Genomic DNA, 25,968 nt, shown 5'->3' with positions numbered 1-25,968 from the left:
AGGACGGCCGGAGCGGCGGCCGGCCGCCGGTGCCGCGGAGGCGTGCTCGAAAGGTGCGCCCCCGCCCGCCCGGTCCGCGGGCGGCCGGCCGGAGCGGTTCACCGAAGGCGCGCGGTGTCCCGGAGCGGCGGGAGTCCGCCGTGGCGGGCCGGGGCGTCAGGGGCCGGTGCTGACGAGCTCCTCGGCGGGGTCGTTGACCGGCTGCGGGGTGCCCGTGAGGTCCATGACGAACAAGGGGACGGCCAGCTGGTCCCCCCGTGCGCGGGCGTCGGCCGCATACCCGGCCAGCGAGAAGAACACACCGGCCACCGATGAGTTGAGGGCGTTCAGCCACAGGCATTCGACATCGCGCAGAGGGGTCGGCCGGGTGGTCGGGTCGACCTGGGCGATGAGTCCGGCGGCCCGCAGGTCGATCCGGGACTGCGGGCGCACCTCCGGCTGGACGACGTCGCGGTAGCCCAGCCAGGTCAGATACAGCGCGGCGGCGCCGGCGGCGTCACGGGCCGTACGTATCACCAGCGGCCGGAACGGCGGGCGCGCCCGCGCGGCGGGCGGCGGCGGTACGGGCACGGGAGCGGCGGCCGGGCGGGCCGCGGGGCGGTGCGCGCCGCCGCGGGTGGCGACCGGGCGGACCGGGACGCGCAGCACGGCCCCGCAGGGACAGCAGAGTTCGGGGTGGGGCCACTGGTCCCGGCGGCCGCAGCTGTGGCAGCGCACGCTCACCCAGTCGTCGTTCCAGGTGCGGTGGGTGATCGGCTCGGCGGGCGCGCCCCGCATCAGCGGCGGGGCGACGGGCGAGCCGCACGGGCAGGGGTACACCGGTGTGATGTACGCGTGGTCCCTGCGGCAGACCGGACAGCGCACCGGTACGGAATCCACGATCCGGGCCCCCTTCCCCCTCGCCGCCACCGCGGCGCCTGTTCTCCGTACCTCCATCGTCCACCAGGAGCGATGGCCGGGGCAGCGACTTGGCCGACTTCGTGTGTTCTCCCTTCCCTTGACGCTCCCTCGGGCCCGCCCTAGATTGCTTCCGTATAGCAAAACATAACTTCCACTATACGGAATTTGTGGAAGTGGTGCTCTCAGGTGGCGCGACAGAGCCCGAATCCACCACGTCCGAGCAGGAGTGCTCCATGCCCCGTATGACCGCTGCCCGCGCGGCAGTCGAGATCCTCAAGCGCGAAGGCGTCACCCACGCGTTCGGTGTGCCGGGCGCCGCGATCAACCCGTTCTACGCGGCGCTCAAGGCGGCCGGCGGGGTGCACCACACCCTGGCCCGGCACGTCGAGGGCGCCTCGCACATGGCCGAGGGCTACACCCGTGCCGAGGCCGGGAACATCGGTGTCTGCATCGGTACGTCGGGACCGGCCGGCACCGACATGATCACCGGCCTGTACTCCGCCGCCGCCGACTCCGTCCCGATCCTCTGCATCACCGGCCAGGCCCCGACGGCCGTGCTCCACAAGGAGGACTTCCAGGCCGTCGACATCGCCTCCATCGCCGCCCCGGTGACCAAGTCCGCCACCACCGTGCTGGAGGCGGCCCAGGTCCCCGGCGTCTTCCAGCGCGCGTTCCACCTGATGCGCTCCGGCCGGCCGGGCCCGGTCCTCGTCGACCTGCCGATCGACGTGCAGCTGACCGAGATCGAGTTCGACCCCGAGCTGTACGAGCCGCTGCCGGTGCACAAGCCCGCCGCGAGCCGCAGGCAGATCGAGCGCGCCCTGGACATGCTGGAGGCGTCCGAGCGCCCGCTGATCGTCGCCGGGGGCGGCGTCATCAACGCCGACGCCCCGGACCTCCTCGTGGAGTTCGCCGAGCTGACCGGCGTCCCGGTCGTCCCCACCCTCATGGGCTGGGGCGCCCTCCCCGACGGCCACGCGCTCAACGCGGGCATGGTCGGCCTCCAGACCTCGCACCGCTACGGCAACGCGAACTTCCTGGAATCCGACTTCGTCCTGGGCATCGGCAACCGCTGGGCCAACCGCCACACCGGCAGGCTGGACGTCTACACCCGGGGCCGCACCTTCGTCCACGTCGACATCGAACCCACCCAGCTGGGCAGGATCTTCGCCCCGGACCTCGGCATCGCCTCCGACGCGAAGGCCGCCCTGGAGCTCTTCGTCGGCATCGCCCGTGAACGCAAGGCGGCCGGCCGGCTGAAGGACCGGACGAGCTGGGCCGCCGCCACCCAGGAGCGCCGGGCGACCCTCCAGCGCCGCACCCACTTCGACGACGTCCCGCTGAAACCGCAGCGCGTCTACGAGGAGATGAACCGCGCCTTCGGACCGGAGACCCGCTACGTCACCACCATCGGCCTCTCCCAGATCGCCGGGGCGCAGATGCTCCACGTCCACCGGCCGCGCCACTGGATCAACTGCGGCCAGGCGGGCCCGCTCGGCTGGACCATCCCCGCCGCGCTCGGGGTCGCCACGGCCGACCCGTACGGCTCCGTCGTCGCGCTCTCCGGCGACTACGACTTCCAGTTCATGCTGGAGGAACTGGCCGTCGGCGCCCAGCACCGCATCCCCTACGTGCACGTCCTGGTCAACAACTCCTATCTGGGGCTGATCCGCCAGGCGCAGCGCGCCTTCGACATCGACTTCCAGGTCAGCCTGGAGTTCGAGAACATTAACTCCCCGGAGCTGGGCGTCTACGGCGTGGACCACGTCAAGGTCGTCGAGGGCCTCGGCTGCAGGGCGATCCGGGTGACGGAACCGGACGGCCTGCTGCCCGCCTTCGAGGAGGCGAAGAAACTGGCGGCGGAACACCGGGTGCCGGTCGTGGTCGAGGCGATCCTGGAACGCGTCACGAACATCGCGATGAGCGGGACGGACATCGCCTCCGTCAACGAGTTCGAGGACCTCGCGACCGAACCCCACCACGCCCCTACGGCGATCCGCCCCCTGGCCGCCTCCTGACGTCCACGAAGGCGACGGCCCGGCCCCCGGCCCCGGACACCCGCGGTGTCCGGGGCCGGGGGCTCCGGCGTCCGGGCGGGCGGCGGGCCGTGGATCCCGGCCTGCTGCTGCGGCGGCACCGGGAGTGGGGAGCGGCGGAGGAGGCCCTGGTCCGGGCCGTGCCGTTCACGGAAGAGACCCTGGGGACCGGCGGGCCCGGACGGTGCGCACGGTCCGGACCCGCCCCGCGCGCACCGGAACAGGGGCGGGCGCGGAACGGCGGCGCGGCGCACGGGTCCCGCCCGTGCGCCGCGCCGCCGTGCCCTGCTCCGCCCTCTTCCCCGTGCTCCGTGGCCCCGGGGTCGGCCGGGGCCGCCCACGTGACCGCGGCGGCGGTACGCGGGCCGGGCGGTCCGGTCCTTCAGGTCAGGTCCGGGCCGCCCGGCCCCACGCCACCGCACTGGCGTCGTCCGCCGCCGCGGGTCCCCTCCCGCCGTGCCGCACGGCACCCCTCGTCCGGATGCGCGGCACGGCGGGGCCCTCGGGGGAGAGGGCGCGGGGTGTCAGTCCTCGCGCAGGGCGCGGACCGCCTCCTCCACGCGCTTGCCGTACTCCGGGTCGGCGGCGTGGAAGTGGGAGAGGTTCTTCTCGATCACGTCGTCGCGGGTGACTTGGGAGAGGCCGCCGGCGATGTTGGCGATCAGCCGGTCCTTCTCGTCGGCCGACATCAGCCGGTAGAGCTCGCCCGCCTGGAAGAAGTCGTCGTCCTTGGTGTGGGCGGGCGCCTCGTGCGTACCGGTCCAGCCGTGCACCGCGAGCGGGCCGGCCAGCGCCTGGCCCGTCTCGGCCGGTCCGGCGTACGAGTTGGGCTCGTAGTTCTTGTCGTGCCGCGAGCCGTACCGGGTGGCGTGCAGGCCGTCGCGTCCGTAGGTGTCGACGGTGGCGGCCCTCGGCGCGTTGACCGGGAGCTGGGTGTGGTTGATGCCCAGGCGGTAGCGCTGCGCGTCGGCGTACGCGAACAGCCGGCCCTGGAGCATCTTGTCCGGGGACGGGCCGATGCCGGGCACGAAGTTGTTCGGGGAGAACGCCGCCTGCTCGACCTCCGCGAAGACGTTGTCCGGGTTGCGGTCCAGGACCAGCCGGCCCACCCGCCGGAGCGGGTGGTCGGCGTGCGGCCACACCTTGGTGACGTCGAACGGGTTGAAGCGGTAGCCGGCGGCCTCCGCCTCCGGCATCAGCTGGACGTACAGGGTCCAGGACGGGTTCACCCCGCGCTCGATGGCCTGGAGCAGGTCGGTCTGGTGCGAGGCCGTGTCCCGGCCGACGAGTTCGGCGGCCTGCTCGGCGGAGAGCGAGCGGACGCCCTGGTTGGTCTTGAAGTGGTACTTCACGTAGAAGGACTCACCGGTCGCGTTCGTCCAGCGGTAGGTGTGCGAACCGTAGCCGTTCATGTGGCGGTAGGACGCGGGGATGCCGCGGTCGCCCATCAGCCAGGTCACCTGGTGCGTGGCCTCGGGGGAGTGCGCCCAGAAGTCCCAGACGTTGTCCGGCTCCTGACGACCCGTGAAGGGATCGCGCTTCTGCGAGTGGATGAAGTCGGGGAACTTCACCGGGTCCTTGATGAAGAAGACCGGGGTGTTGTTGCCGACCAGGTCGTAATTGCCCTCGTCCGTGTAGAACTTGACGGCGAAGCCGCGCGGGTCGCGCACCGCGTCGGCGCCGCCGAGGGAGTCGGCGACCGTCGAGAAGCGGACGAACGTCTCGGTCCGGCGGCCCACTTCGGACAGGAAGCCGGCGCGGGTGAAGGCGGTGACGTCGTCCGTCACCTCGAAGTAGCCGTACGCGCCCGAACCGCGGGCATGCACCACGCGCTCCGGGATGCGTTCGCGGTTGAACCGGGCCAGTTTCTCCAGCAGGTGCTGGTCCTGGAGCAGGATCGGCCCGCCGGGACCGGCCGTGGCGGAGTTCTGGTTGTCGGCGACCGGAGCGCCTGACTCGGTCGTGAGCACACGCTGGGACATGGGGACCTTCCGTACGGGAGCTGCTGACGGCCTGGGGAGCGTAGGTCCGGCGCGAACAGCGCGTCAACAGTTTGTTGAATTCGGAGGAAGTGGTTCCGGGCCGTGGCGGCGCCTGGGCGCGACAGGACAGGTGTCGGCGCCGCCACGGCCCGGGGTTCGGGGGCCCTGGGGGCGGGCGGTCAGACCCGGTCGCCGGAGAGGCGCTCGACGGACCGCAGCAGGGCCGAGTGGTCCAGGCCGCCGTCCCCCTGGGCGCGCGACGAGGCGATCAGCTGGGCGACCACGGCGCCGACGGGCAGGGCGGAGCCGACGCCGCGGGCGGCGTCCGTGACGATGCCCATGTCCTTGTGGTGCAGGTCGATCCGGAAACCGGGCGCGAAGTCGCGCTTCAGGAAGTTGTCCTTCTTGCGGGTCAGGACCGTCGAGCCGGCCAGCCCGCCGTTCAGGACGTCGAGCGCGGCGGCCAGGTCGACCCCGGACTTCTCCAGGAAGACCACGGCCTCGGCGCAGGCCTGGATGTTGACGGCGACGATCAGCTGGTTGGCCGCCTTGACCGTCTGGCCCGAGCCGTGCGGCCCGCACAGCACGATCGTCTTCCCGAGGGCGCGGAGCAGGGGCAGCGCCTCGTCGAAGTCGGCCCGCTCGCCCCCGGCCATGATGGACAGCACCGCCTCGACCGCCCCGGCCTCACCACCGGAGACCGGGGCGTCCAGGACGCGTATGCCCTTCTCCCGCGCGTTCGCCGCGAGGTCCACGGACGTCCGGGGGGTGATCGACGACATGTCGATCAGCAGGGTGCCCGGACGGGCGTTCTCCAGGATGCCGTCCGGGCCGTAGGCGACCGCCTCGACCTGGGGGGAGGCGGGGACCATCGTGATCACGACGTCGGCCTCGCGCACGGCTTCGGCGACGGAGGCGGCACCCTTGCCGCCGGCCGCGGTCAGCCGGTCGATCTTGTCCTGCTCCAGGGTGTATCCGGTGACGTCGTAACCGGCCCCGACCAGGTTCTCCGACATGGGCGAGCCCATGATGCCGAGTCCGATCCAGGCGACCTTGGGGAGATTGCTGCTCATGGGGAGCCTTCCGGTGAGTGGGGTTGCGGGGCGGGCCTCAGGCCCGGTGGCCGGCGGGGAGCCAGCCGAAGGACTCCTGGCTCGGGGCGTCGCCCGGCTTGTACTCCAGGCCGACCCTGCCCGTGTAACCGGCCTCGGTCAGTTCGTCGAGGAGCTGTTCGAGCGGGAGCGAGCCGGTACCGGGGGCGCCGCGCCCCGGGTTGTCGGCGATCTGGACGTGACCGGTCCGGCCGGCGTACGCCTTGATGACCTGGGAGAGGTCCTCGCCGTTCATGGACAGGTGGTACAGGTCCAGCAGGAACGCCGCGTTGCCGAGACCGGTGGCCTCGTTGACCCGGTCCACGACCTCGATCGCGGCCGGTGCGCTCAGCAGCGGATACCGCGGTGACTCGGGCCCGTTGAGGGCCTCGACCAGCAGTGTCGCGCCGATGTCATGGGCCGCGCGGGCGGCCAGGGAGAGGTTCTCCAGGGCGAGTTCGTCCTGGAGGGCGGGGTCGACGCCCTCCACGCGGTTCCCGTAGAGGGCGTTGAGCGCCCGGCAGCCCGTCGCGGCCGCGAACGAGGCGGCGACCTCGACGTTCGCCCGGAAGCGCTCCGACTCGGCGCCCGGCAGGGAGAGCGCCCCGCGGTCGGGTCCGGGCAGCTCGCCGGCGTAGAAGTTCAGCCCGACCAGCTGGGTCCCCGCGTCGTCGAGCGCCTTCTTCAGGGCGTCCAGTTCGGTCCGCGCGGGGGTGGGGGTCCGGGTCCACGGCCACCAGAGCTCGACCGCGGTGAAGCCCGCGGCGGCCGCCGCCGCCGGGCGCCGCAGGAGCGGGAGTTCGGTGAAGAGGATCGAGAGGTTCACATCGAAGCGCTGGTCCGAGTAACCCATGAAGCGCTCCTTCCGTATTGCGGAAGTTAGTTTCTGCGTGATGGAAGGTTGCATGGCCGGTGGCTGGGCTGTCAAGAGGCCGTACCGATTGCGTAGGGTCGAAGCGAGCCGTGGAGCCCGACGTCCGCGGCGGGACATGAGGGAGGCACCGTGCGCTTGAGGGTGGAATTCACCACCGAGCCCTTCGATCTCGACGAGGCGCCGGCCCACGCCCTGGTGGCGAGGGAGGTCATCGAGGCGGCCGGTCTCGACGCGGTGGACGTGGGCCCCTTCGGCAACACGGCCGAGGGCGGTGCCGACCGGGTGCTCACGGCGGTGGACTCGCTGCTGCGGCGGACGCTGGCCTCCGGTGCCACCCGGGTGTCCCTCCAGGTGAACGTGGTCGGGGAGGAGGGCCCGTGACCGTACCGGCCGGCCGGCCGGCGGATCAGGTGTCCGGGCGCCCGGCGGACCGCGCCTTCGCCCACACGGTGGACCGGCACCCCCTGGTCGCCGCGGTGCGGCCGCTCGCCGACGCCATGGGCGCCGAACTGCTCGGCCCCGAACGGGCCGAGGGGGACGACGTGGTCCTCTCCTGGGAGGGGGAGGAGGTCGTGGCCGTCCGGCTGCCGCAGCTCTCGGATTCGCTGGACCGCATCCTGGCCGCGATGGAGCGGCACCACGGTGTGCCGCTCGCCGAGCTCGACCGCAAGGCCAAGCAGGGTGTCGTGCGCACCCTGGAGGCGCGCGGAGCCTTCTCCGTGCGGCACGGGGTGGAGACGGTGGCCGGTGCGCTCGGCGTCTCCCGGTTCACCGTGTACAACTACCTCAACCGCGAGAACGCCGCCAAGGGGGACTGACGTCCTCACCCGCGCCGGCGGGCGGACTTCCGGCGCACCGCGGCCGCGGCTCCCGGGGTGACCGCGGCTGCGGCCGTGGCCGCGGTTCAGGCCGCGACTCCGGGCGCGACTCCGGGCGCGATCCGCCGGGCGTCCCCGCTCCGGCCGCGCCCGTGCCGATGCCGTCGTCCCGAACTCGGGGCGGCCGCATCGGCTGTTCGTGGAATTTCAACAAACTGTTGACGTGGTGTTGCGGAGGGCGTTAGCTATCCGCAGCCCGACAAGCAGTTCGACGAAAAGTCCGACGAGTGGTTCGACGCGCTGCCGGACCCGCGCCGGCAGCGCGCAGCGAGAACAGGCCACGGAGGCTCCCGTGACTACGAGCTCCATACCGGGCCTCGCCCGGTTCAACACCCAGTCGGCCGAGGACGCCACCACCGCACTCCACGAGGTGTGCGCCAGCGTCCGATGGGGAAGCGCCATCCTCTCCCGGCGGCCGTACGCCACCCCCGAAGACCTCCTGCGGGCCGGCGACGCCGCCACGGCGGAGCTCACCGGCGAGGACCTGGACGAGGCGATGGCGGGACACCCGCCGATCGGCCGGCCCAGGCCCGGGGACCCGGCGTCCGCCCGCGAACAGCGGGGCATGGACGGCGCGTCCGAGGACCTCAGGGCGGAGATGCTCGAACTCAACCTGGCCTACCAGGAGCGGTTCGGACATGTCTTCCTGATCTGCGCCACCGGCGCCACCGGTGAGCAGATGCGCGACGCCCTCAAGGCCCGGCTCGGCAACCCGCCCGGACGGGAACGCGAGATCGTGCGCGCCGAACTGGGCAGGATCAACCGGATCCGGCTGACCCGCCTCCTACAGGACGCCTGAAGCCCCACGGGACTTCGGGCGGAGTACCGAACAGAGCAAGGAGCGTGACGGACTTGAGCACCGACACCACCGCATCGGTGTCCACCCACATCCTGGACACCAGCATCGGCCGCCCCGCCGAGGCCGTCGCCGTCTCCCTGGCCGCCCGCAGCGGCGGCGACGGGCGCTACCTGACGCTCGGCACGTCCGCGACCGACGCGGACGGGCGCTGCAAAGACCTGCCGGCCCTGCCGGAAGGGACCACCCACGTACGGCTCGTGTTCGACACGGAGACGTACTTCGCCAGAGAGAAGCAAGCCGAGGCGCAGCAGGACGCCCCCCGCGTAAGGGACAGCGGCGCGTTCTTCCCGGAGGTGGCGATCGCGTTCGCGGTCACCCCGGGCGAGCACTATCACGTACCGCTGCTGCTCAACCCGTTCGGCTACTCCGTATACCGAGGGAGCTAGCAGACAGATGCCCACGATTCTCGGCCAGAACCAGTACGGCAAAGCAGAGAACCGCGTCGTCAGGATCGTGCGGGACGGCGACACCCACCACATCAAGGACCTCAACGTCTCGGTCGCCCTCTCCGGCGACATGGACGACGTCCACTACTCGGGTTCCAACGCCAACGTCCTGCCGACCGACACCACCAAGAACACGGTGTTCGCCTTCGCCAAGGAACACGGCATCGAGTCGGCCGAGCAGTTCGGCATCCACCTCGCCCGGCACTTCGTCACCTCCCAGGAACCGATCAAGGCCGCCCGGATCCGGATCGAGGAGTACGCCTGGGAGCGGATCGCCACCTCCGACGGCAACTCGAAGTTCATCGGCGCCGACGAGATCAAGCACTCCTTCGTCCGCAAGGGCCAGGAGACCCGCACCGCCCAGGTCCGCTACGACGGTGAGAAGTGGGAGGTCGTCTCCGGCCTCAAGGACCTCACCGTACTGAACTCCACCCACTCGGAGTTCTGGGGCTACGTCAAGGACGAGTACACCACCCTGAAGGAGGCGTACGACCGCATCCTGGCGACGGACGTCTCCGCCCGGTGGCGCTACGGCTGGACCGACGACGAGCAGCCCATGCCCCACTGGGAGAAGTCCTACGCGCAGACACGCAGGCACATGCTCGAAGCCTTCGCCGAGACCTACTCCCTCTCGCTCCAGCAGACCCTCTACCAGATGGGTTCGCGCATCATCGAGAACCGGAGCGAGATCGACGAGATCCGCTTCTCACTGCCCAACAACCACCACTTCCTCGTCGATCTGGAGCCGTTCGGGCTGAAGAACGACAACGAGGTCTACTTCGCCGCCGACCGGCCCTACGGCCTCATCGAGGCGACCGTCCTCAGGGACGGCGCGGACCCCCGGATCCCGGTCGACATGACCAATCTCTGACCCGCCGCCCGGCCGGCCCCGCCCCTCCGCACCGCGGGGGCGGAGCCGGCCGGGCACCCCGGGCCCCCGGCCCGCAAGCGCTCCTGACGGACCGTCGGCCCACCGCCCCGCCGTTCCCCCGGCCCGGCCCCCAGGCCCGTCCCTTCGGCACCCACAGCCGCGCACGCACGCTGTGGCACTCAAATCCCCAGGGTCCTGCCGTGCCCGCCCGCCGTCCTCCGAGGAGAAGGAAGCACCATGGCAGCACCGGCAGACCTCCGGCGTACCGTCATCGAGAACTGCGCCGTCGCCACCGTCGACGCCCAGGACACCGAGTACGCCTCGGGCCACATCGTCGTCGCGGGCAACCGCATCGAGTCCGTCGGCGCCGGCCGGGCCCCGGAGGGCCTCACCGGTGTCGTACGGCGGATCGACGCCACCGGCCACCTCGCCACACCCGGCCTGGTCAACACCCACCACCACTTCTACCAGTGGATCACCCGGGGCCTGGCGACCGACCACAACCTCTTCGACTGGCTCGTCGCGCTCTATCCCACCTGGGCGCGCATCGACGAGCCGATGGTCCGCGCCGCCGCCCAGGGGTCGCTCGCGATGATGGCCCGCGGCGGAGTCACCACCGCGATGGACCACCACTACGTCCACCCGCGGGGAGCCGGCGACCTCTCCGGCGCGATCATCGGCGCCGCCCGCGACATGGGCGTACGCTTCACGCTCGCCCGGGGCTCCATGGACCGCGGCGAGAAGGACGGCGGGCTCCCGCCGGACTTCGCCGTCGAGACCCTCGACGATGCCCTCGCCGCCACCGAGGCCACCATCGACGCGCACCACGACACCTCCTTCGACGCGATGACCCGGATAGCCGTGGCGCCCTGCTCGCCCTTCTCCGTGTCCACCGAACTCCTGCGGCAAGGGGCCGAACTGGCCCGGCGGCGCGGGGTGCGCCTGCACACCCACGGTTCGGAGACCAGGGAGGAGGAGCAGTTCTGCAAGGAGCTGTTCGGCATGGGCCCCACCGACTACTTCGAGACGACCGGCTGGCTCGGTGACGACGTGTGGATGGCGCACTGCGTCCACATGAACGACTCCGACATCGCAGCCTTCGCCCGTACCGGCACCGGAGTCGCCCACTGCCCCTCGTCCAACGCCCGCCTCGCCGCCGGCATCGCACGCGTCCCCGACATGCTCGCCGCCGGGGTACCGGTCGGCCTCGGCGTCGACGGCACCGCGTCCAACGAGTCCGGCGAACTCCACACCGAACTGCGCAACGCCCTCCTGGTCAACCGCCTCGGCGCCCACCGCGAGAAGGCCCTGAACGCCCGTCAGGCGCTGCGCCTCGGTACGTACGGGGGCGCGCGGGTGCTCGGCCGCGCCGAGCAGATCGGCTCCCTGGAAGCGGGCAAGCTGGCCGACCTCGTCCTGTGGAAGATGGACACCCTGGCACACGCCTCCATCGCCGACCCGGTGACCGCGCTCGTCTTCGGAGCGGCGGCCCCCGTCACCCTCTCCCTCGTCGACGGCAGACCCGTCGTCGAGGAGAACCACCTCACCACGGTGGACGAGGACGCCGTCGCCCGCGCGACCCGCGACGAGGCCAGGCGGCTCGCGCAGATCGCCGCCGGGGCCTGAAGGCCCCCCGCCGGCACACCCCCTGACCGGCCGGCCGAGGGGGACGGCCCTCGGCCGGCCGCCGTGGACCCGGAAGACGTCCGCGGCAACCGGTCCGCGGGACGCGCAGCCCGAAGGCGCGCGCCCCGCGGACCGGCGATCCGAGCTGCCCGCACCAGCCCGCACGACCTGCATCCCGCACCACCCGCACCACCTCCCTGACACCCGCGTCGCCGACGTGTACCCGACCGGAGGAGCCGCCGTGGCAGCCACGCCCAGGTTTCGCAAGGACGCAATCGCAGCAACCGGACCGGCAGCGGAGCCGGGCCCACCACCCGGGCCGGTACCGGAAGGTACACATCCGGTCGACGAGACGCTCCCGCCCCTGAGGATGTTCACCAGCGGCCTCCAGCACGTCGCCGCCATGTACGCCGGGGTGGTCGCCCCGCCGATGATCGTCGGGCCCGCCGTGGGCCTGAGCGCGAAGGAGACCGCCTTCCTGATGGGGGCGAGCCTGTTCACCGCGGGCATCGCCACCCTCCTGCAGACGCTCGGCTTCTGGCGCATCGGCGCACGGCTGCCGTTCGTCAACGGTGTCTCCTTCGCCGGTGTCACCCCGATGGTCGCCATCGGCAAGGACCGCGGGCACGACGGGATCGCCGTCATCTTCGGCGCGATCATCGTCGCCGGCGTCCTCGGCTTCGTCCTCGCCCCCTACTTCTGCAAACTCGTACGCTTCTTCCCGCCGGTGGTCACCGGCACCGTCATCACCCTCATCGGGGTCTCCCTGCTGCCGGTCGCCTTCAACTGGGCGCAGGGCGGCAACGCCGCGGCCGACGACTACGGCTCCACCACCGACATCACGATGGCCGCCGTCACCCTCGTGATCGTGCTCGCCCTGCGCAAACTGCTGCGCGGCTTCCTCCAGCAGATCGCCATCCTGCTCGGCCTGGTCATCGGCACCCTCATCGCGATACCCGTCGGCATCACCGACTTCGGAGCGCTCGGGGACGCGGACCTGATCGGCTTCCCGGCCCCCTTCCACTTCGGCGCACCGCAGTTCGAGGCAGCCGCCATCATCTCCATGTGCATCGTGATGCTGGTCTGCATGACCGAGTCCACCGCGGACATGCTGGCCCTCGGCAAGATCGTCGGCCGCCCCGCCGACGAGCGGACCATCGAGGGCGGACTGCGCGCCGACACCCTGGGCAGCGCGCTGAGTCCGCTGTTCAACGGCTTCATGTGCAGCGCCTTCGCCCAGAACATCGGCCTGGTCGCGATGACCAAGGTCCGCAGCCGCTTCGTCGTCGCGGCGGGCGGAGCGATCCTCGTGGTGCTCGGCCTCGTCCCCGTCGCGGCCTCGGTCATCGCCCTCGTCCCGCTGCCGGTGCTCGGCGGCGCCGGCATCGTCCTGTTCGGTTCGGTCGCCGCCAGCGGCGTCCAGACCCTGGCCACCGCCGCCCTGGAGAAGGGCGAGAACGCGCTGATCGTCGCCGCCGCGCTCGGCGTCGGCCTCATACCGATCGCCGCGCCCGGCTTCTACCACGCCTTCCCCGAGGACCTGCTCGTCGTCCTGGACTCGGGCATCTCCACGGGATGCGTGGTGGCGATCCTGCTCAACCTGGCCTTCAACCACCTCGGCCGGAAACCGGACGAGGACCCCGGGGCGACGCCCCCGGCGCCGGCGGGGAACGGACAGCCCAAGGACCCCATGGCGCTGCCCGTCACCCCCTGACGGCCGCCGCTGCCGCCGGCCGGTGCGCGTACGGAACCTCCGGGGGCCCCGGAACCCCCGTACGCGCACACGGCGTTCTGGCGGTGTCAGCCGATGCGGTAGCTGTCGCCGTACACCTGCCAGACCAGCGGCGGGTCCAGGTCCAGATTGCCCTCACGGAGGAAGACCCGCTGGGCGGTGTCCACCCGGCTGGTGTCCGAGTGGGCCTCCTCCTGCCGCATCGCCCACACCCGGGCGTCCAGGAACGCGTCGAGGTAGGCGGTCTCGCCACCGCCCCGGGAGGGGGACCTGGCGTGTTCCAGGGCGGTGCGGCGGATCGCCCCGAAACTGGTGGGGTCGCTGCCGCCGCCGTGCATGACCAGCGCGTCGTAGTAGATGAACTGGCCGAGCACGCCCAGCCCGTCGTTCACGGCCTGGCGTACGGCCGGGCCGAAGTACACCCGGTCACGCTCGTCGTCCTGCGCCCGCCGGAACACCGGATCGGTCGCGGCCTCGGCCCAGTCCCCGGTGAAGCCGGGATCGAGCCCCTCGTGCGAGTCGGTGCCGTCCACCGCGCGCAGGGCGGGCAGATACCCCGCCAGGACGTTGCGCGGGGCGCGGGCGGTGTACAGCTCCACCAGGTCGAGCATGTCGCCGGTGCCGGAGCAGAAGCCGATGATGCCGGCGGTGTAGCCCCGGCCGTCTCCGATGTCCTCGATGTAGCCGTACTGCGCCTCCCAGTCCAGGGTCGAGTTCTCGGCACTGGAGACCAGCCGCATGGCGATCTCCTTCTTCACGGGGTCCTCGAGCGTGATCGCGGCTGCCTCCAGGTGTGCGGCCGGGACGGAAGCCCCGGTACGGGTGGTCACCGCCGCCGCGACGGGCGCCGGCCCGAGGGCCGTCAGCGCGAGTCCGGCGCAGGCGAGGGAAGAGATGAGGGAGCGGACGAGGGGGCGGGCCGGCCGGTCACGGCGTACGGCACACGGAGGGGAATGACGCATCGGGCCTCCGAATGGAATCTGCTGTTCCGTTGTTCTGCGGGGATTCTGCCCGGCCCTGACGGCAAAGTATGCGGCCCCCTCGACGCCCGGGCGCGCCGCGCGCCGGCGGGGCCGGGCGCAGGGAGCGGACCGGTGCCGGGGTTCACTCCTCGTCGATGCGGAAGCTCTCGCCGTACACCTTCCACGCCAGCGGGGTCTCCAGCTGGAGCCTGCCCTCGCGGACGAAGACCCGCTGGGCCGTCTCCACCCGGCTGGTGTCGCTGTGGGAGGGCTCACGGCGTATGGCCTCCACCCGTGCGTCGAGGAAGGCGTTCAGGTACTCCTCCTCGTCGCCGCCCCTGGACGGCGGGGCGGCCGCTTCGACGGCCCCGGCCCTGATGGTGCGGAAGCCGACCGTGCCCTTGGCGTCGGCGTACCCGTGCATCACGTACGCGTCGTAGTAGATGAACTGGCCGAGCGCGCTGAGCCCGTCGTCGAGGGCGCGGACGAGAGCCGGCCCGAAGTAGGCGTGGTCGCGTTCCTCGTCCTGGGCCCGGCGGAAGACCGGATCGGACGCGGCCTTTGCCCACGCGCCGGTGAAGGCGTCACCGAGCCCCTCGTGCGAGTCGGTGCCCAGCACCCCGCGCAGCGCGGGGAGGAAGCGCTCCAGCGCGTTGCCGGGCCGGGCCTCGGTGTAGCGCGTGACGACCTCCAGCAGATCACCCGTGCCGGAGCAGAAGCCGATGATGCCGGCGGTGTAGCCCCGGCCGTCGCCGATGTCCTCGATGTAGCCGTACTGCGCCTCCCAGTCCAGGGTCGAGTTCTCCGCGCTGGACACCAGCCGCATGGCGATGTCCTTCTTCGCGGGGTCGTCGAGGTTCTTCTCGGGCGCACCGGAGGAGGACGGGGAGCAGCCGGACAGGACGAGTGCCAGGGCACCGGCGAGAACGAGACATCTGGGCTTCACCCGCCCAGCGTGCCAGGACCGGCAAGCTCCGCCCGCACCGGCCGCCCCGCCCGCACCGGCGGCGCCCCCGCCGCACCGGCGGCCGCACCGCCCGCACCGGTGCCCGCCCGGCCCGTTCCAGCCGCCGACCGGCCCGGTCTGTCGCGGAGTTGTGGCCGTGTCCCCGGAACGTCCGCGTCAGCCGATCACCCGGTAACAAGAAGGCCCGGGCCGTTCACTGACGGCGCGATCGGCTCGTACCGTCCATTCAGCGATCGCACCAGCAAACCTTTTTCTCAGGGAGGACCCTTCATGTACTCAACCGTCAGCCGGTTCCGTCCGCTGCGCAGAGCCGCTGTTCCCTTTGCTGCCGCGACACTGGCCCTGGGTATCGCGGCCACGGCCGCCACCCCCGCGGCGGCCAGCAACTCCTACAACGGCCGGGCCTACGTCTACGGGACCGGCACGATGCTGGACGACCTGAACGACGAGGGCGCCGTCAACACCACCACCAACCGCCTCTCCAACGCCACCTGCCTGTGGCAGACCATCCTGTGGGCGGACGGCTACCTGCCCCGCTCCGGTGCCGACGGGGCGTTCGGCCCGCAGACCCGCGCCGCCACGGTGGCCTGGCAGCGGGACCGGGGGCTGGCCGCCGACGGTTCGGCCGGCAAGCTCACCTGGGGCAAGGCGGGCAAGAAGATCTCCTTCGACGGAGTGAGCGGAGGGAAGCGGTACGGCGGGTACCACGGCAAGAACTGGACCTTCATGGTCCGGCGCGCGGACGCGGGCGGCAACTGGGAGTTCGCTTCGGCCAACGGCGGTATCGAGACGGCCGGTTACAACACGCGGACCTGCTGACGCGGTTCTCCTCCGGGGCGGGCTCCCAGGTCCGCCCCGGAGGGCCCCGGCCCCGCCGGACATTGCGGAACGTTCCGGTCCACCCCCTTGTCGGCGCCGCCCCCTGCATGGCATATAGGTCTGGACCATTGCTGTCCGAGGGAAGGCCCCCCATGCAACGCTCCCCCCTGCGCACCGCGTTGGCCTGTTCCACGGCCCTGCTGCTCGCCTCGCTCACCGCCTGCCAGACCTCCGAGCCGGCCGACACGGAGAAGCCGACGGTGCCCAGGGACGTGACCGCGCAGGCGAGCAGCGCCACCACCGTCCACGTCATGTGGGAGCACGCCACCGACAACGAGGCGGTCACCGGCTACGAGGTCTACCGCGAGGGCGAGAAGGCCGTGTCCGTCCCCGCCACCAAGCGGATGATCGACGTCGAGGGGCTGACCGCCTCCACCGCCTACACCTTCACCGTCCGCGCCCGGGACGCCGCCGGCAACCTCTCCGCCCGCAGCGCCGCCGTCTCCGTCACCACCCCGGAGCCCGCTCCCGCCGACGAGAAACCGCCCACCGCCCCGGTGAAGGTGCGCGGCACCGCCGGGAAGGACGGGCGTACGGCCACGCTGACCTGGGGCGCCTCCACGGACGACGTGGGCGTCACCTCGTACGACGTCTACCAGGAGGACTCCCGGATCCACAGCGTCGCGGCCACCGCGACCAAGGCCGAGCTCACCGGACTGCGGCCCGGCACCGTCTACACCTTCACCGTCCGCGCCCGCGACGCCTCCGACCGCTCCTCGCCCGACAGCGAACCCCTCGACCTCACCACCCCGTCCGCCCCGGGCGCCCCCGCGAGCACCGCCCCCACCGGGCTCCGGACGAAGACGGCGGCCGAGGGCGGGGAGTACGTCGTGGACCTGTCCTGGGACCAGCCGGACACCGGCGGAACCATCCCCGCCTACCAGCTGTACCTGGACGGCGAGCTGACCACCACCATCGTCTGGGGCGGCACCCCGCCGGCCGGCCGCGCCACCTACCGGCTGACCCTCACCGACCCGCCCGGCACCCGCTATTCACTGAAGCTCCGGCCCAAGCTGCCGGACGGCACCTGGGGCGACTTCTCGGCCCAGCGCACGGTGGTGCTGCCGGGCTGAGCGGGGCGGCGCGGAGCCGGGTCCGGCGGGCGCGGGCCCGGGAAACGCCCGTACCGGCCGGCGGGCGCACGGTAAGGTACACCGGCCCTCGCCCGGGGCCGCCGGGGCGAGCCGTCACAGAAGGCGAGCCTGCCATGCCGCGTACGGCACCTTCCCGGCGCGTGGTGAGCCGGGCCCACGTCGTGCACAGCGCCTGCCGGTACTTCGTGCGGCACGGCACCCTCGACATGGACGCGGTCGCCCGGGACCTCGCGATCAGCCGGGCGACCCTCTACCGCGTGGTCGGCAGCCGGGACCGGCTCCTGGCCGACGTGCTGTGGGCGCTGGCGGACCGGCTGCTGGCCCGCGCCCGCGGAAGACGCACCCGCACCGGTGTCGACGGGGTCCTGGAGATCACCCGCGACTTCGTCACCGCCCTGCGGGGCTCCGCCCCCTTCCGGTCCTTCCTGCGCGCCGAACCCGACACCGCGCGGCGCCTGCTGACCGGCGGCCGCGTACACCGGCGGGCCGTCCTCGCCCAGCGGAACATCCTGCTGGAGGCGGGGGACGGCACACCGCTCTGGACGGCGGCCGGCGCCGACGAACTGGCCTACCTCTACGTGCGGATCGTCGAGTCCGCGCTCTACGCCGAACTCCTCAGCAGCCGCCGGCTCGGCCTCGGACTCGCCGAACGCGCTGCCCGCGCGGTGCTCCGGCAAACCCGCTGAGCGCCACCGCGCACCGGCTGAGACCGCCGTCTCAGCCTCACGCCGACGCCTGGTGGACGGGCGGGCCCCGGCCGTAGTTTCCGACTCCGACACGCGCCCCACGACGCGACCCGGAGGAGAACATGCCCGCACCCCCGACCATCCATCGCCACCCCGGCCGGATCGCCCTGCTCGCGGTGCTCCTGGCGCTCGCCGGAGCCCTCGCGGCGCCGGCCGCCCCCACCGCCGCCGCGACCGGAGCCGCCGCACCCGGAAGACCCGCCGCCGTCACCGGGCCGGTTCCCGCCGTACGGTCCGCGGTCAACCCGGTGATCTTCGTGCACGGCCAGCACGGTTCGGCACAGCAGTGGGAGTCGCAGGCGAAGCGGTTCTCCAGCAACGGCTACCGGGACGACCAGCTGTACGTCCACGAGTGGGACACCTCCGCCGCCACCGACGACCACGCCGTCGAGTCCCTGGAGCACCTGGTCGACTCCGTACGGGCCCGTACCGGTGCCGACCGGGTGGACCTCCTGGCGCACTCACGCGGCACCCGCGTGGCGCACGCCTACCTCGCCGACCCCGCACGGGCGGCGGAGGTCGCCGGATACGTGAACCTGGACGGCCGCAGCGCCGACGCGCCACCGGGCGGGGTACCCACCCTCGCCATCTGGTCGAGCCTCCAGCCGGAGGGATCGATCGGCGGAGCGGTCAACGTGTACGAGCCGGACGCCGCGCACACCCAGAGCGCGACCTCGGCCGAGAGCTTCGCGCACGTCTACGCGTTCCTCCGCGGCAGGCCGCCCCTGACGACCCGGGTCCTGCCCGAACCGCCGGACCGGGTCCGGATCTCCGGCCGGGTCGCGCACTTCCCGCAGAACACCGGCCTCGCGGGCCGCCTCGAACTCTGGCGGCTGGACCCGGCCACCGGAGCACGCCGGGGGCTCCTGCCGCTGCGCGTCGTACGGACCGGCGCGGACGGTGCCTTCGGGCCGCTGGGCGTCGACGGGCGCGGACACTACGAACTGGCCTTCGTCCGCCCGGGGGAGCGGACCAACCACTTCTACACCGAACCGTTCGAACGCAGCGACCACTTCGTCCGGCTGCTGGTCTCCCCGCCCGGCGGTGTCGCGGACCGGATCGACGCCTGCCCCGGCCGTACGGCGCTCACCGTCGTCCGGGCGAAGGAGTGGTGGTCGGGCACGGCGGACGACGACCGGCTGAGCATCGGGGGGACGGACGTGCTCAACCCGGCCGTCTCACCACGGCTCCGGCAGATCCTCGGCCTGTTCGCGTTCGACAAGGACTGCGACGGGCAGAGCCACCTGGACGCCGCGCTCCCGCCCTTCGACCGGGTCCCGTTCCTGACGGCCACCGACCTCTCCCTCCCGGCCACCGCACAGGCCGACGGCTCCGTAGCCGTCACCCAGACCCCGCGCGGGGCGGACGGCGTGCGCGAGACCCTGACCGTCCGGAACTGGTCCGCGGACCGGCACACGGTCTCGGTCCAGTTCAAGGACTACGTGGACATCCCCTCCGCCCTGACCGGCGGGTAGGCCCGCCCGGGAGCGGCCCCGGAGGCACGGACGGCCCTGCCCGCGGGCAAAGGGGGGTGCGGCGCGGCCCTGCCCGCGGGCCGCGGGTGCGGGGTGGTCAGCTCCACGGGCCGTGGGTGCGGGGCGGTCGGGTCCGCGGGCCGTCCCGCACCCCGGGCGTCCGTTCCGCCCGTACCCCCGCCCGTGTCCCGCGGCCCTCCTCCGCCGGCTCACGCCGGGACGCGTACCGTCTCCACCCACGCGGGCGGCGGGGGCGCCGACGGGCCGATCAGGGCGGCGATCACACGGCACGAGACCGGCTCCTGAGGCCACGGGGTGCACCCGTCCGTCAGGACGATCACCACCCCCGGCCTCTCCGGGCCGGCCAGGGCCGCCGTGATCCCCGCCCGCATGTCCGTCCCGCCGCCCCCGTCCAGCGTGATCTGCTCCGTGGCCGCCACCCGCGACACCGCCCGCACATCGGCGTCACAGGCCAGCACGGTGACCCGGTTGCCCCGGACGCCCACCTCCCGCAGCACCCCGGTGACCTCGGCCAGCGCGGACCCCAGTTCCTCCTCGCCCATCGACCCCGAGGTGTCGATCACCACCGCCACCCGGGGCAGCGGCCGGCGCAGACCCGGCAGGACGACGCCCCGCAGCGCGGCACCGCGCCGGGACGGCCTGCGATAGGTGTAGTCCACGGCGCCCGCCGCCCAGGCGGCGGCCTCCCGCACCGCGCCGGCGAGCATCTGCCGCCAGTCGACGGCGGGTTCGAGCACCTCGTCCGCCCACCGCTTCCAGCCCCCCGGCAGCGTGCCCCGCGCACGCGTGTGGGCGCGCATCTCCTCGGCGGTCCGGCGGCGCAGCGCGTCCGCCTCGGCCGGACCGATCCGGGTGGGGCCGCCCTTGCCGCCCGCCTCCCACTCCACCGGCTGCCCGTGGGCGCCCGGCCCGCAGTCATGGATCTCGGGGAACGCCGGGAGTCCCGGCAGATACGCCTCGAAGAGCTGCCCGTCCGCGAGCCCGAACAGCCGGGGCTCCACCCGCCCCGGGGGCAGCGCCAGCCCGTCCGCGAGCAGGTCGTCGTTGATCTCGCAGTCCTGGGCCACGTTGACCCGGAGCCGGTCGCGCTGGTCGGCGGCCGGCAGCCGTCCGGCCCGCCCGTGGTGGTCGCGCAGCAGGTGCGCCACCTCGTGCACCCACACCCCCGCCAGCTCCGCCACCGGCGTACGGTCCACGAACGCGGGCGACACGTAGCAGCGCCAGTACCGGTCCACACCCATCGTCGGGACCCGCTCGCTCTCCACCACCGTCAGCGCGTACAGCGCCGAGGCGAGGTACGGGCGGTCGGCGGCCGCCCGGTAGCGGGCCGCGAGCAGCTTCGTCGTGTCCAGACCCGCCACGCGGGCTCAGCCCCCCGAGGGCAGGGCACCGGACTGCCGCAGCAGGTCCAGGAACCCGTCGATCCCGGCCGGAACCGGCCAGTTGGGACTGCGCATCGCCGCCAGATCGACCGCCGCCCGCGCCGCCACGTCCGGTACGCCCGCGTCCACCGCCTTGGCCAGCACCGCCCAGCCCGCCTCCCAGCGCTCCCTGGTCAGGCCGTCCCGCACGGCGGAGACCACCGCGATCAGGAACGCCAGCTGGCGGTCCCCGCGTTCGGGCAGCGCGAAGGCGTCCGGGTCGGCCAGCACCCGGTCGGGGTCCGGCAGGTCCAGATGCTCCAGATAGGACAGGAGTTCGAGACCTGCTCCGTCCCCGACGGCCCCCGTCAGCGCGGCGGCGACCGCTTCCCGGCCCGCCTTCGTGGCGTAACCGGTGGCCAGCAGCCGCAGTGCCATGTCCCAGGTCCGGGGGGAGGGCCAGGCCCGGCCCCGGTTCTCCGCGTCGGCGGGGAGGTGGTGCACCAGGCCGGGCCGCGCGGTCAGGAAGCCGGATATCGCGCCGCGGGCACGCGCCGCCGCCCCCGGCACCCTGCCCGGGTCCACCACCGGTACGGACGGCTCGGGCCAGGTACCGGCCATGCCGCGCGCGACCGTACGCGGGTCGTGTGTCCACCGCAGATGGACGAAGCGGTTGGCGAGCGGCGGACTGAGGTGCCAGCCGTCGGCCGCGCTGGACGGCGGATTGGCCGCCGCCACGATCCGTACGCTCGAAGGCAGCCGGAGACTGCCGACCTGCCGCTCCAGCACCACCCGCAGCAGGGCGGCCTGCACGGCCGGCGGAGCCGAGGACAGCTCGTCGAAGAAGAGCAGCCCCTGCCCGGCCCGCGCCAGGCGGACGGCCCAGTCCGGCGGCGCCATCGGCACCCCGGTCGCCGCCGGGTCCTCACCCACGACGGGCAGCCCGGCGAAGTCCGAGGGCTCGTGGACGCTGGCGATGACCGTCTCCAGCTCCAGCCCGAGCCCCGCCGCCAGCTGCCCCAGGCCGGCCGACTTGCCGATGCCCGGCTCGCCCCACAGCAGCACCGGCTGATTGGCCGACACCGCGAGCGCCAGCGCCTCCAGCTGGGGGCTTTCGGCGGGCTCCGTCCGGATGCCGCCCAACCGCCGGTTGAGCTCGTCCGCACCGGACAGCGGCCCGGACGGGGAAGCGGGGGAGGCGGACCGGGTGGTGGTGCTCACTGTGTGCCGTGCCCCTCGTCGTCATCGGCGTCGTGCCACTCCTCGAACCAGTCGGCCCCGATGCCCGGATGCTCCCTCTCCACCCGCTCACGCAGGAAGCCCAGGTCCGACCGCCGGTAGGCCCGGATCAACTGGTCCAGCGAATGGTCCGACTGGTCCACCACGTCGATCCGCGCCCCCGCGCCGAGGAGCGCCCGCACCAGGGCGGGCGAACCCCCCTCGCCCACGGCGGCGGCCAGCGGGGTGCGGTGGCGGTGGTCCCGGGCCTCCAGGTCCAGCCCGGCCGCCAGCAGCCGGGGCAGCAGCACCTCGTGGTCGAGCAGAGGCAGCAGATGGAGGAGGCCGCGCCGCCCGCCACCGCGCACCCGGACGTCCATCCCGGTGTCCAGCATCTCCAGCACCCCCGGGGTGTCCCCGTGCTGGGCACGCAGGAACAGCTCCCGCCGCTGGGCCCGCAGGGCCTTCGGCGGGCGGCCCGTGCCGGAGGTCAGCGCGTGCTCGGCCGCGAAGCAGCCGGCGACCGCACCGCCGAACGCCCGCATGGCGGCCTCCCGCTGCCGCTCCTCCTCGGAGTGCGGGGAACGCAGCACCCCGTCCCGGAGGACGACCTCGTGCCACTCACCGCGGCACCGCACCCGTACCGGGGCGGGCGGCGTCGGACCCGGCGCGCCGAACGGCCCCTCCAGACGCGGGAAGAGCGCCCCGGCGACCAGCGGGTGCAGCCAGCGCGCGGGCAGCGCACCGGCCCGCAGCAGCCGCAGGTCGGGCAGCGGCTGCCAGGCCGGACCCGGCAGACAGGGGAGGCCCTCCGCCGCCTCCTTCGCGACGGTGCGCACCCGCAGCCGCCCGCCGTTCGCGTGGTCCGTCAGTTCCAGCAGGACGTGGGCCGACCAGTGGGCCCCGATCCGGAAGCGGTCCGTGCCGGTCACCGCCGTCCAGCGCCGTACGCTCCACTCCAGCCTGGGGATGTCCGGTGCGAGGTGACGGATGACCGACCCGGGGTCCACGCTCTGCCATCTGCGCTTCGTCACCGGCGGTTCCGGGTCCCACTCCACCCCCGCCTCCGCGAACGCCTCGGCCGTCCCGGTGTCCTGGAACAGCAGCGTCACCCGCTCGGACCGGGCCGCGGCGTCGTCCGTGGGAGCCCCGGGGTCCCGGTGGGAGTACGGGGCGCCCGCGTCGTCCAGGAACGGGATCCGCCCCGCCGCGCCCCCGGTCGCCGCCGCGCGCAGCCCGGCCGTGCACCGGGCGTCCCACAGATGGCGCAGCGGGCGCCAGTCGTCGGCCGAGGCCGGCAGCGTGCCCGAGGGCGTGCTCCCCGCGACGGGCCCGAAGCACAGCACGAGGCGCTGCGGCCCGTCCTGCATCGCCGGGGTGACCACGTACAGGTAGGGCGAGCGCGGCAGGCCGGCCCCCGGACCGTCGCCGTACCCCGCCAGGACCACCGTGCGGCCGGTGGCGATCGTCGAGCGGCCGCCCATCACCCGGGGCAGGTGCCAGCGCACCAGATCGGGCACCAGGTGGTGGAGATCGGCCGTCAGGGCCCCGGCCACGGCGGCCCCGTAGGCGCCGGCCACCTCCGCCGGGTCGAAGGCCACCCGGACACGGGCCGCCGCCAGCGCCCCCCGCCAGTCCCCGGCGAGCCGCCGCCCGGTCGCCCGCTCGATCATCCAGCGGGGCACCGCGTACCGCCGCACCCGCAGCAGGTTCGCCCGCTCCTCCGGCGTCAGGTTGCCGTCCCCCCTGAGCGGGTTCACCGGTAGACGCTCCGGATCGCCCGCAGGTCCGCGTGCGCGCCGGAGTCCGGGCGCAGCCGCGCGGCGAAGGACCGCTTCACCCGGCGCGGCAGACCCGGGCCCAGCCCCACGTACTCCAGCCGCGAACGGTCGCCGACGGCCGCCAGCAGGTCCTTCGCGCCCCGGCCCGTCAGCCCGGTGTGGGCCAGCTCCAGCCGCCGCAGCGGCGAACCGGCCAGCGCACCGGCCAGCGCCCGCACACCGGCGTCACCGATGGTGTTCCCCCGCGCCCCGAGAGTGCGCTGCGACATCGGGCGGCCCAGGTCCAGCGCCTCGATCCCGCCGAGCGCGCCGGCCAGCCCGTCCGCCCCCGCCGGTCCGATGCCGTTGCCGCCGAGCCCGAAGCGCACCGGGCGGGCCGGGTCGGCCGCCCCGGCGAGCACCGCGGCCCCGGCGTCCCCCAGGTGGTTGGCCGGCAGGTACAGCTCCCGCACACCCGCCTCGCGGACCAGCGCGGCCAGCAGCGGCGCGCAGTCCGCGCCGAGTCCGTTGCCGCCGAGGAAGAGCCGCTCCACGGGCCGCTCCCGCTCCCGCAGGGCCTCCAGCAGCACCCGCAGGCCCCCGGCGCCGACCCCGGTGTTGACGAGGTCCAGGGTGCGCAGCGACGTGTTGCGGGCCAGCATCGGCGCCAGCGCCCGGACCCCCGCGTCACCCAGCGGATTGCGCTTCAGCCACAGGGCCCGGACGGTGTCGTCCGCACCGAGCGCACCGGCGAGCGCCGCGGCGCCCCCGGCCCCGATGCGGTTGCACCCCAGATAGACGGTCCGCAGCCCGTGACCGGGCTCCCGCAACGCCTCCGCGACCGAGCGGGCCCCTTCGTCCCCGAGGGAGTTGGTGCCCAGCAGCGCGTGTACGGCGTGCGGTGACGCGGCGAGCGCGGGCACCACCCGGGCCGCACCGGCGGCCCCGAGCCCCTGCTTGCACAGGTCGACCCGCCCGTCCGCCCGCAGCGTCCCCACCGGGAACACCTCGTCGGCCTCGACACCCGGTTCTGCCGCGAGCCGCCCCAGCAGCGGTTCCAGCAGGGCCGTGTCGGCGAGCGGCACATCCGGGTGCTCGATCACGGGACAGCGCACCGGCATCGGCTGCGACATCACAACTCCCCAGTCCCTGGCCGGGATCCGGCAGGGACGGACGGTGACGTCCGCATCCCGCCCAGGACGCCGGCGCCATCCCTCCATGAACAGGCGGCAAGACCGGCCGGATTCGAACCGGCGTCCTCCAGCTTGATGCGTGGGCGCGACGACCTCTGCGCTACAGCCTTGCCACGCGTGATCATAGCGACCCCCACCGACAATTCGCACAGTTGTACGTCGCTCGGGGCGGGCCGAAGCCCCCCGGGGCGCGGTGCTCAGGCCCCGGGGCGCCGGCGCCACGCGAGGGACCGGGCGCCTCAGGCGCCGTAACCCTGGAGGGAGAACTCCTCCCAGGAACCGGTGATCTCGGCCGACCGGGCGCGCAGCGCGTACTGGAGCGAACCGGTGTAGCCGTTCTCCATGGCGACGAACTTCCCGTTCAGCGTGGACTGGAGCGCCCAGCGGTCCAGCCCCTCGTTGTAGTACAGGGCGAAACGCTCCCAGCCGCCCGCCGTGGCGGAACGCGCCCGCAGCGCGTTCTGCGCGCTGCCGGTGTAGTTCTTCTCCACCGCCACGTAGAGGTTGTTCGCCAGCGACCGCAGGGCGTACGTCTGGCTCGCCTCGTCCCACTCGAAGGCGAAGCCCTCCCAGCCCCCGCCGACCTGGGCGGAACGGGCCCGCAGCACCCCGGTGTCCGGAGCCGGGTAGCTCGCCTCCGTGGCGACGAACTTCCCGTTGCGCGCCGACCGCACGGACAGGAGTTCCGGCTCGACGGCCGTCGTGGAGACACCGCCGTCGGCGGCGAACGGGGCCCGCCCGGCTCCGGGCTCCTCGGACTCCCCGGCGATCCGGGCCAGTTCGGTGCCGTCCACCGCCTCCCAGCCGCTGGGAACGGCTACCGGGCCGTCGGCCTTCGGAGTGGCGGCCTGGACCCCGGGCGCGGCCAGAGCGGAGACGGCGAGCAGGGTGCTCAGGGACAGCAGGACGGAAGTCGTGCGACGCACAGGTATTCCTCACTTTTCGACCAGTGGATTCCGGGAAACCGGGAGCGGGGAAACGGCCGGTGCGCACGTGA

Annotated in this window: 23 protein-coding genes and 1 pseudogene; 12 read left to right on the top strand and 12 right to left on the bottom strand. The window is 73.4% G+C overall.

The window, feature by feature from the left end; translation table 11 throughout:
• Window positions 1-156: 156 nt before the first annotated feature.
• Window positions 157-879: a hypothetical protein gene (locus CP967_RS04955; protein WP_150486757.1), complete on the bottom strand. Its 723-nt coding sequence runs from the start codon at window positions 877-879 to the stop codon at window positions 157-159.
• 254 nt (window positions 880-1,133) lie between these two features.
• Between CP967_RS04955 and gcl the strand changes: the two genes are divergently transcribed.
• Window positions 1,134-2,918 (top strand): glyoxylate carboligase, encoded by a 1,785-nt coding sequence (gene gcl / locus CP967_RS04950; RefSeq protein WP_150486756.1) that lies wholly within the window; start codon window positions 1,134-1,136, stop codon window positions 2,916-2,918.
• A gap of 542 nt (window positions 2,919-3,460) precedes the next feature.
• Here gcl and CP967_RS04945 read toward each other — a convergent pair.
• The 3 genes from CP967_RS04945 to CP967_RS04935 all read right to left on the bottom strand — a co-directional run bounded on the left by CP967_RS04945 (window position 3,461) and on the right by CP967_RS04935 (window position 6,862).
• Window positions 3,461-4,918, bottom strand: coding sequence for a catalase (locus CP967_RS04945; RefSeq protein WP_150486755.1), 1,458 nt, complete (start codon window positions 4,916-4,918; stop codon window positions 3,461-3,463).
• 179 nt (window positions 4,919-5,097) lie between these two features.
• Complete coding sequence (locus tag CP967_RS04940) at window positions 5,098-5,991, bottom strand: 2-hydroxy-3-oxopropionate reductase (protein ID WP_150486754.1); 894 nt, start codon at window positions 5,989-5,991, stop codon at window positions 5,098-5,100.
• A gap of 37 nt (window positions 5,992-6,028) precedes the next feature.
• The gene (locus CP967_RS04935) at window positions 6,029-6,862 is read right to left on the bottom strand and encodes a TIM barrel protein (RefSeq protein ID WP_150486753.1); all 834 of its coding nucleotides are present in this window, start codon (window positions 6,860-6,862) and stop codon (window positions 6,029-6,031) included.
• Between the two features lie 150 nt (window positions 6,863-7,012).
• Here CP967_RS04935 and CP967_RS04930 point away from each other — a divergent pair, with 150 nt between their 5' ends.
• The 7 genes from CP967_RS04930 to CP967_RS04895 all read left to right on the top strand — a co-directional run bounded on the left by CP967_RS04930 (window position 7,013) and on the right by CP967_RS04895 (window position 13,277).
• Window positions 7,013-7,264 carry a YkoF family thiamine-binding protein gene (locus tag CP967_RS04930; RefSeq protein ID WP_150486752.1) on the top strand — a complete coding sequence of 84 codons (252 nt, stop codon included), beginning with the start codon at window positions 7,013-7,015 and terminating at the stop codon, window positions 7,262-7,264.
• 116 nt (window positions 7,265-7,380) lie between these two features.
• A complete protein-coding gene (locus CP967_RS04925; protein ID WP_150491710.1) occupies window positions 7,381-7,701 on the top strand; it encodes a helix-turn-helix domain-containing protein in 321 nt (106 codons plus the stop codon).
• 352 nt (window positions 7,702-8,053) lie between these two features.
• Window positions 8,054-8,560 (top strand): 2-oxo-4-hydroxy-4-carboxy-5-ureidoimidazoline decarboxylase, encoded by a 507-nt coding sequence (uraD, locus tag CP967_RS04915; protein ID WP_150486750.1) that lies wholly within the window; start codon window positions 8,054-8,056, stop codon window positions 8,558-8,560.
• Between the two features lie 53 nt (window positions 8,561-8,613).
• Window positions 8,614-9,006, top strand: a complete 393-nt coding sequence (gene uraH, locus CP967_RS04910; RefSeq protein WP_150486749.1) for a hydroxyisourate hydrolase — start codon at window positions 8,614-8,616, stop codon at window positions 9,004-9,006.
• A gap of 7 nt (window positions 9,007-9,013) precedes the next feature.
• Window positions 9,014-9,937: a factor-independent urate hydroxylase gene (pucL, locus tag CP967_RS04905; protein WP_150486748.1), complete on the top strand. Its 924-nt coding sequence runs from the start codon at window positions 9,014-9,016 to the stop codon at window positions 9,935-9,937.
• A 237-nt stretch (window positions 9,938-10,174) separates the two neighbouring features.
• On the top strand, window positions 10,175-11,563 hold the full coding sequence (locus CP967_RS04900) for an 8-oxoguanine deaminase (protein ID WP_150486747.1): 1,389 nt from the start codon (window positions 10,175-10,177) through the stop codon (window positions 11,561-11,563).
• A 241-nt stretch (window positions 11,564-11,804) separates the two neighbouring features.
• Window positions 11,805-13,277 (top strand): nucleobase:cation symporter-2 family protein, encoded by a 1,473-nt coding sequence (locus CP967_RS04895; RefSeq protein WP_167535331.1) that lies wholly within the window; start codon window positions 11,805-11,807, stop codon window positions 13,275-13,277.
• Window positions 13,278-13,363: 86 nt separating this feature from the next.
• Here CP967_RS04895 and CP967_RS04890 read toward each other — a convergent pair whose 3' ends face one another.
• Both CP967_RS04890 and CP967_RS04885 read right to left on the bottom strand, forming a co-directional pair.
• On the bottom strand, window positions 13,364-14,257 hold the full coding sequence (locus CP967_RS04890) for a chitosanase (RefSeq protein ID WP_150486745.1): 894 nt from the start codon (window positions 14,255-14,257) through the stop codon (window positions 13,364-13,366).
• A gap of 142 nt (window positions 14,258-14,399) precedes the next feature.
• Window positions 14,400-15,203 (bottom strand): chitosanase, encoded by an 804-nt coding sequence (locus CP967_RS04885; RefSeq protein WP_150486744.1) that lies wholly within the window; start codon window positions 15,201-15,203, stop codon window positions 14,400-14,402.
• 291 nt (window positions 15,204-15,494) lie between these two features.
• Here CP967_RS04885 and CP967_RS04880 point away from each other — a divergent pair, with 291 nt between their 5' ends.
• The 4 genes from CP967_RS04880 (at window position 15,495) to CP967_RS04865 (ending at window position 19,418) form a co-directional block, all read left to right on the top strand.
• Window positions 15,495-16,043 (top strand): peptidoglycan-binding domain-containing protein, encoded by a 549-nt coding sequence (locus tag CP967_RS04880; RefSeq protein ID WP_150486743.1) that lies wholly within the window; start codon window positions 15,495-15,497, stop codon window positions 16,041-16,043.
• A 152-nt stretch (window positions 16,044-16,195) separates the two neighbouring features.
• Window positions 16,196-17,176: a fibronectin type III domain-containing protein gene (locus CP967_RS04875; RefSeq protein ID WP_150486742.1), complete on the top strand. Its 981-nt coding sequence runs from the start codon at window positions 16,196-16,198 to the stop codon at window positions 17,174-17,176.
• Window positions 17,177-17,310: 134 nt separating this feature from the next.
• On the top strand, window positions 17,311-17,883 hold the full coding sequence (locus tag CP967_RS04870) for a QsdR family transcriptional regulator (RefSeq protein WP_150486741.1): 573 nt from the start codon (window positions 17,311-17,313) through the stop codon (window positions 17,881-17,883).
• 122 nt (window positions 17,884-18,005) lie between these two features.
• Window positions 18,006-19,418, top strand: coding sequence for an alpha/beta hydrolase (locus CP967_RS04865; protein ID WP_150486740.1), 1,413 nt, complete (start codon window positions 18,006-18,008; stop codon window positions 19,416-19,418).
• 209 nt (window positions 19,419-19,627) lie between these two features.
• On the opposite strand, the gene CP967_RS04860 is transcribed toward CP967_RS04865, so the two are convergent.
• The 6 genes and pseudogenes from CP967_RS04860 to CP967_RS04835 form a co-directional block, all read right to left on the bottom strand.
• The gene (locus CP967_RS04860) at window positions 19,628-20,800 is read right to left on the bottom strand and encodes a vWA domain-containing protein (RefSeq protein WP_150486739.1); all 1,173 of its coding nucleotides are present in this window, start codon (window positions 20,798-20,800) and stop codon (window positions 19,628-19,630) included.
• A 6-nt stretch (window positions 20,801-20,806) separates the two neighbouring features.
• Window positions 20,807-22,021, bottom strand: a complete 1,215-nt coding sequence (locus CP967_RS04855; RefSeq protein ID WP_150486738.1) for a sigma 54-interacting transcriptional regulator — start codon at window positions 22,019-22,021, stop codon at window positions 20,807-20,809.
• On the bottom strand, window positions 22,018-23,778 hold the full coding sequence (locus CP967_RS04850; protein ID WP_150486737.1) for an ankyrin repeat domain-containing protein: 1,761 nt from the start codon (window positions 23,776-23,778) through the stop codon (window positions 22,018-22,020). Before CP967_RS04850 ends, CP967_RS04855 begins: the two co-directional genes overlap by 4 nt.
• Window positions 23,775-24,911 carry a leucine-rich repeat domain-containing protein gene (locus tag CP967_RS04845; protein WP_150486736.1) on the bottom strand — a complete coding sequence of 379 codons (1,137 nt, stop codon included), beginning with the start codon at window positions 24,909-24,911 and terminating at the stop codon, window positions 23,775-23,777. The genes CP967_RS04850 and CP967_RS04845 overlap by 4 nt, the downstream gene beginning before the upstream one ends.
• Window positions 24,912-25,008: 97 nt before the next feature.
• A pseudogene (locus CP967_RS04840) lies at window positions 25,009-25,081 on the bottom strand.
• 129 nt (window positions 25,082-25,210) lie between these two features.
• Window positions 25,211-25,897, bottom strand: coding sequence for a fascin domain-containing protein (locus CP967_RS04835; RefSeq protein WP_150486735.1), 687 nt, complete (start codon window positions 25,895-25,897; stop codon window positions 25,211-25,213).
• Window positions 25,898-25,968 lie beyond the last annotated feature (71 nt).

Origin of the sequence: Streptomyces nitrosporeus, assembly GCF_008704555.1 — a bacterium.
Classification (GTDB): domain Bacteria; phylum Actinomycetota; class Actinomycetes; order Streptomycetales; family Streptomycetaceae; genus Streptomyces; species Streptomyces nitrosporeus.
This window is presented reverse-complemented; position numbering and strand designations above follow the sequence as displayed.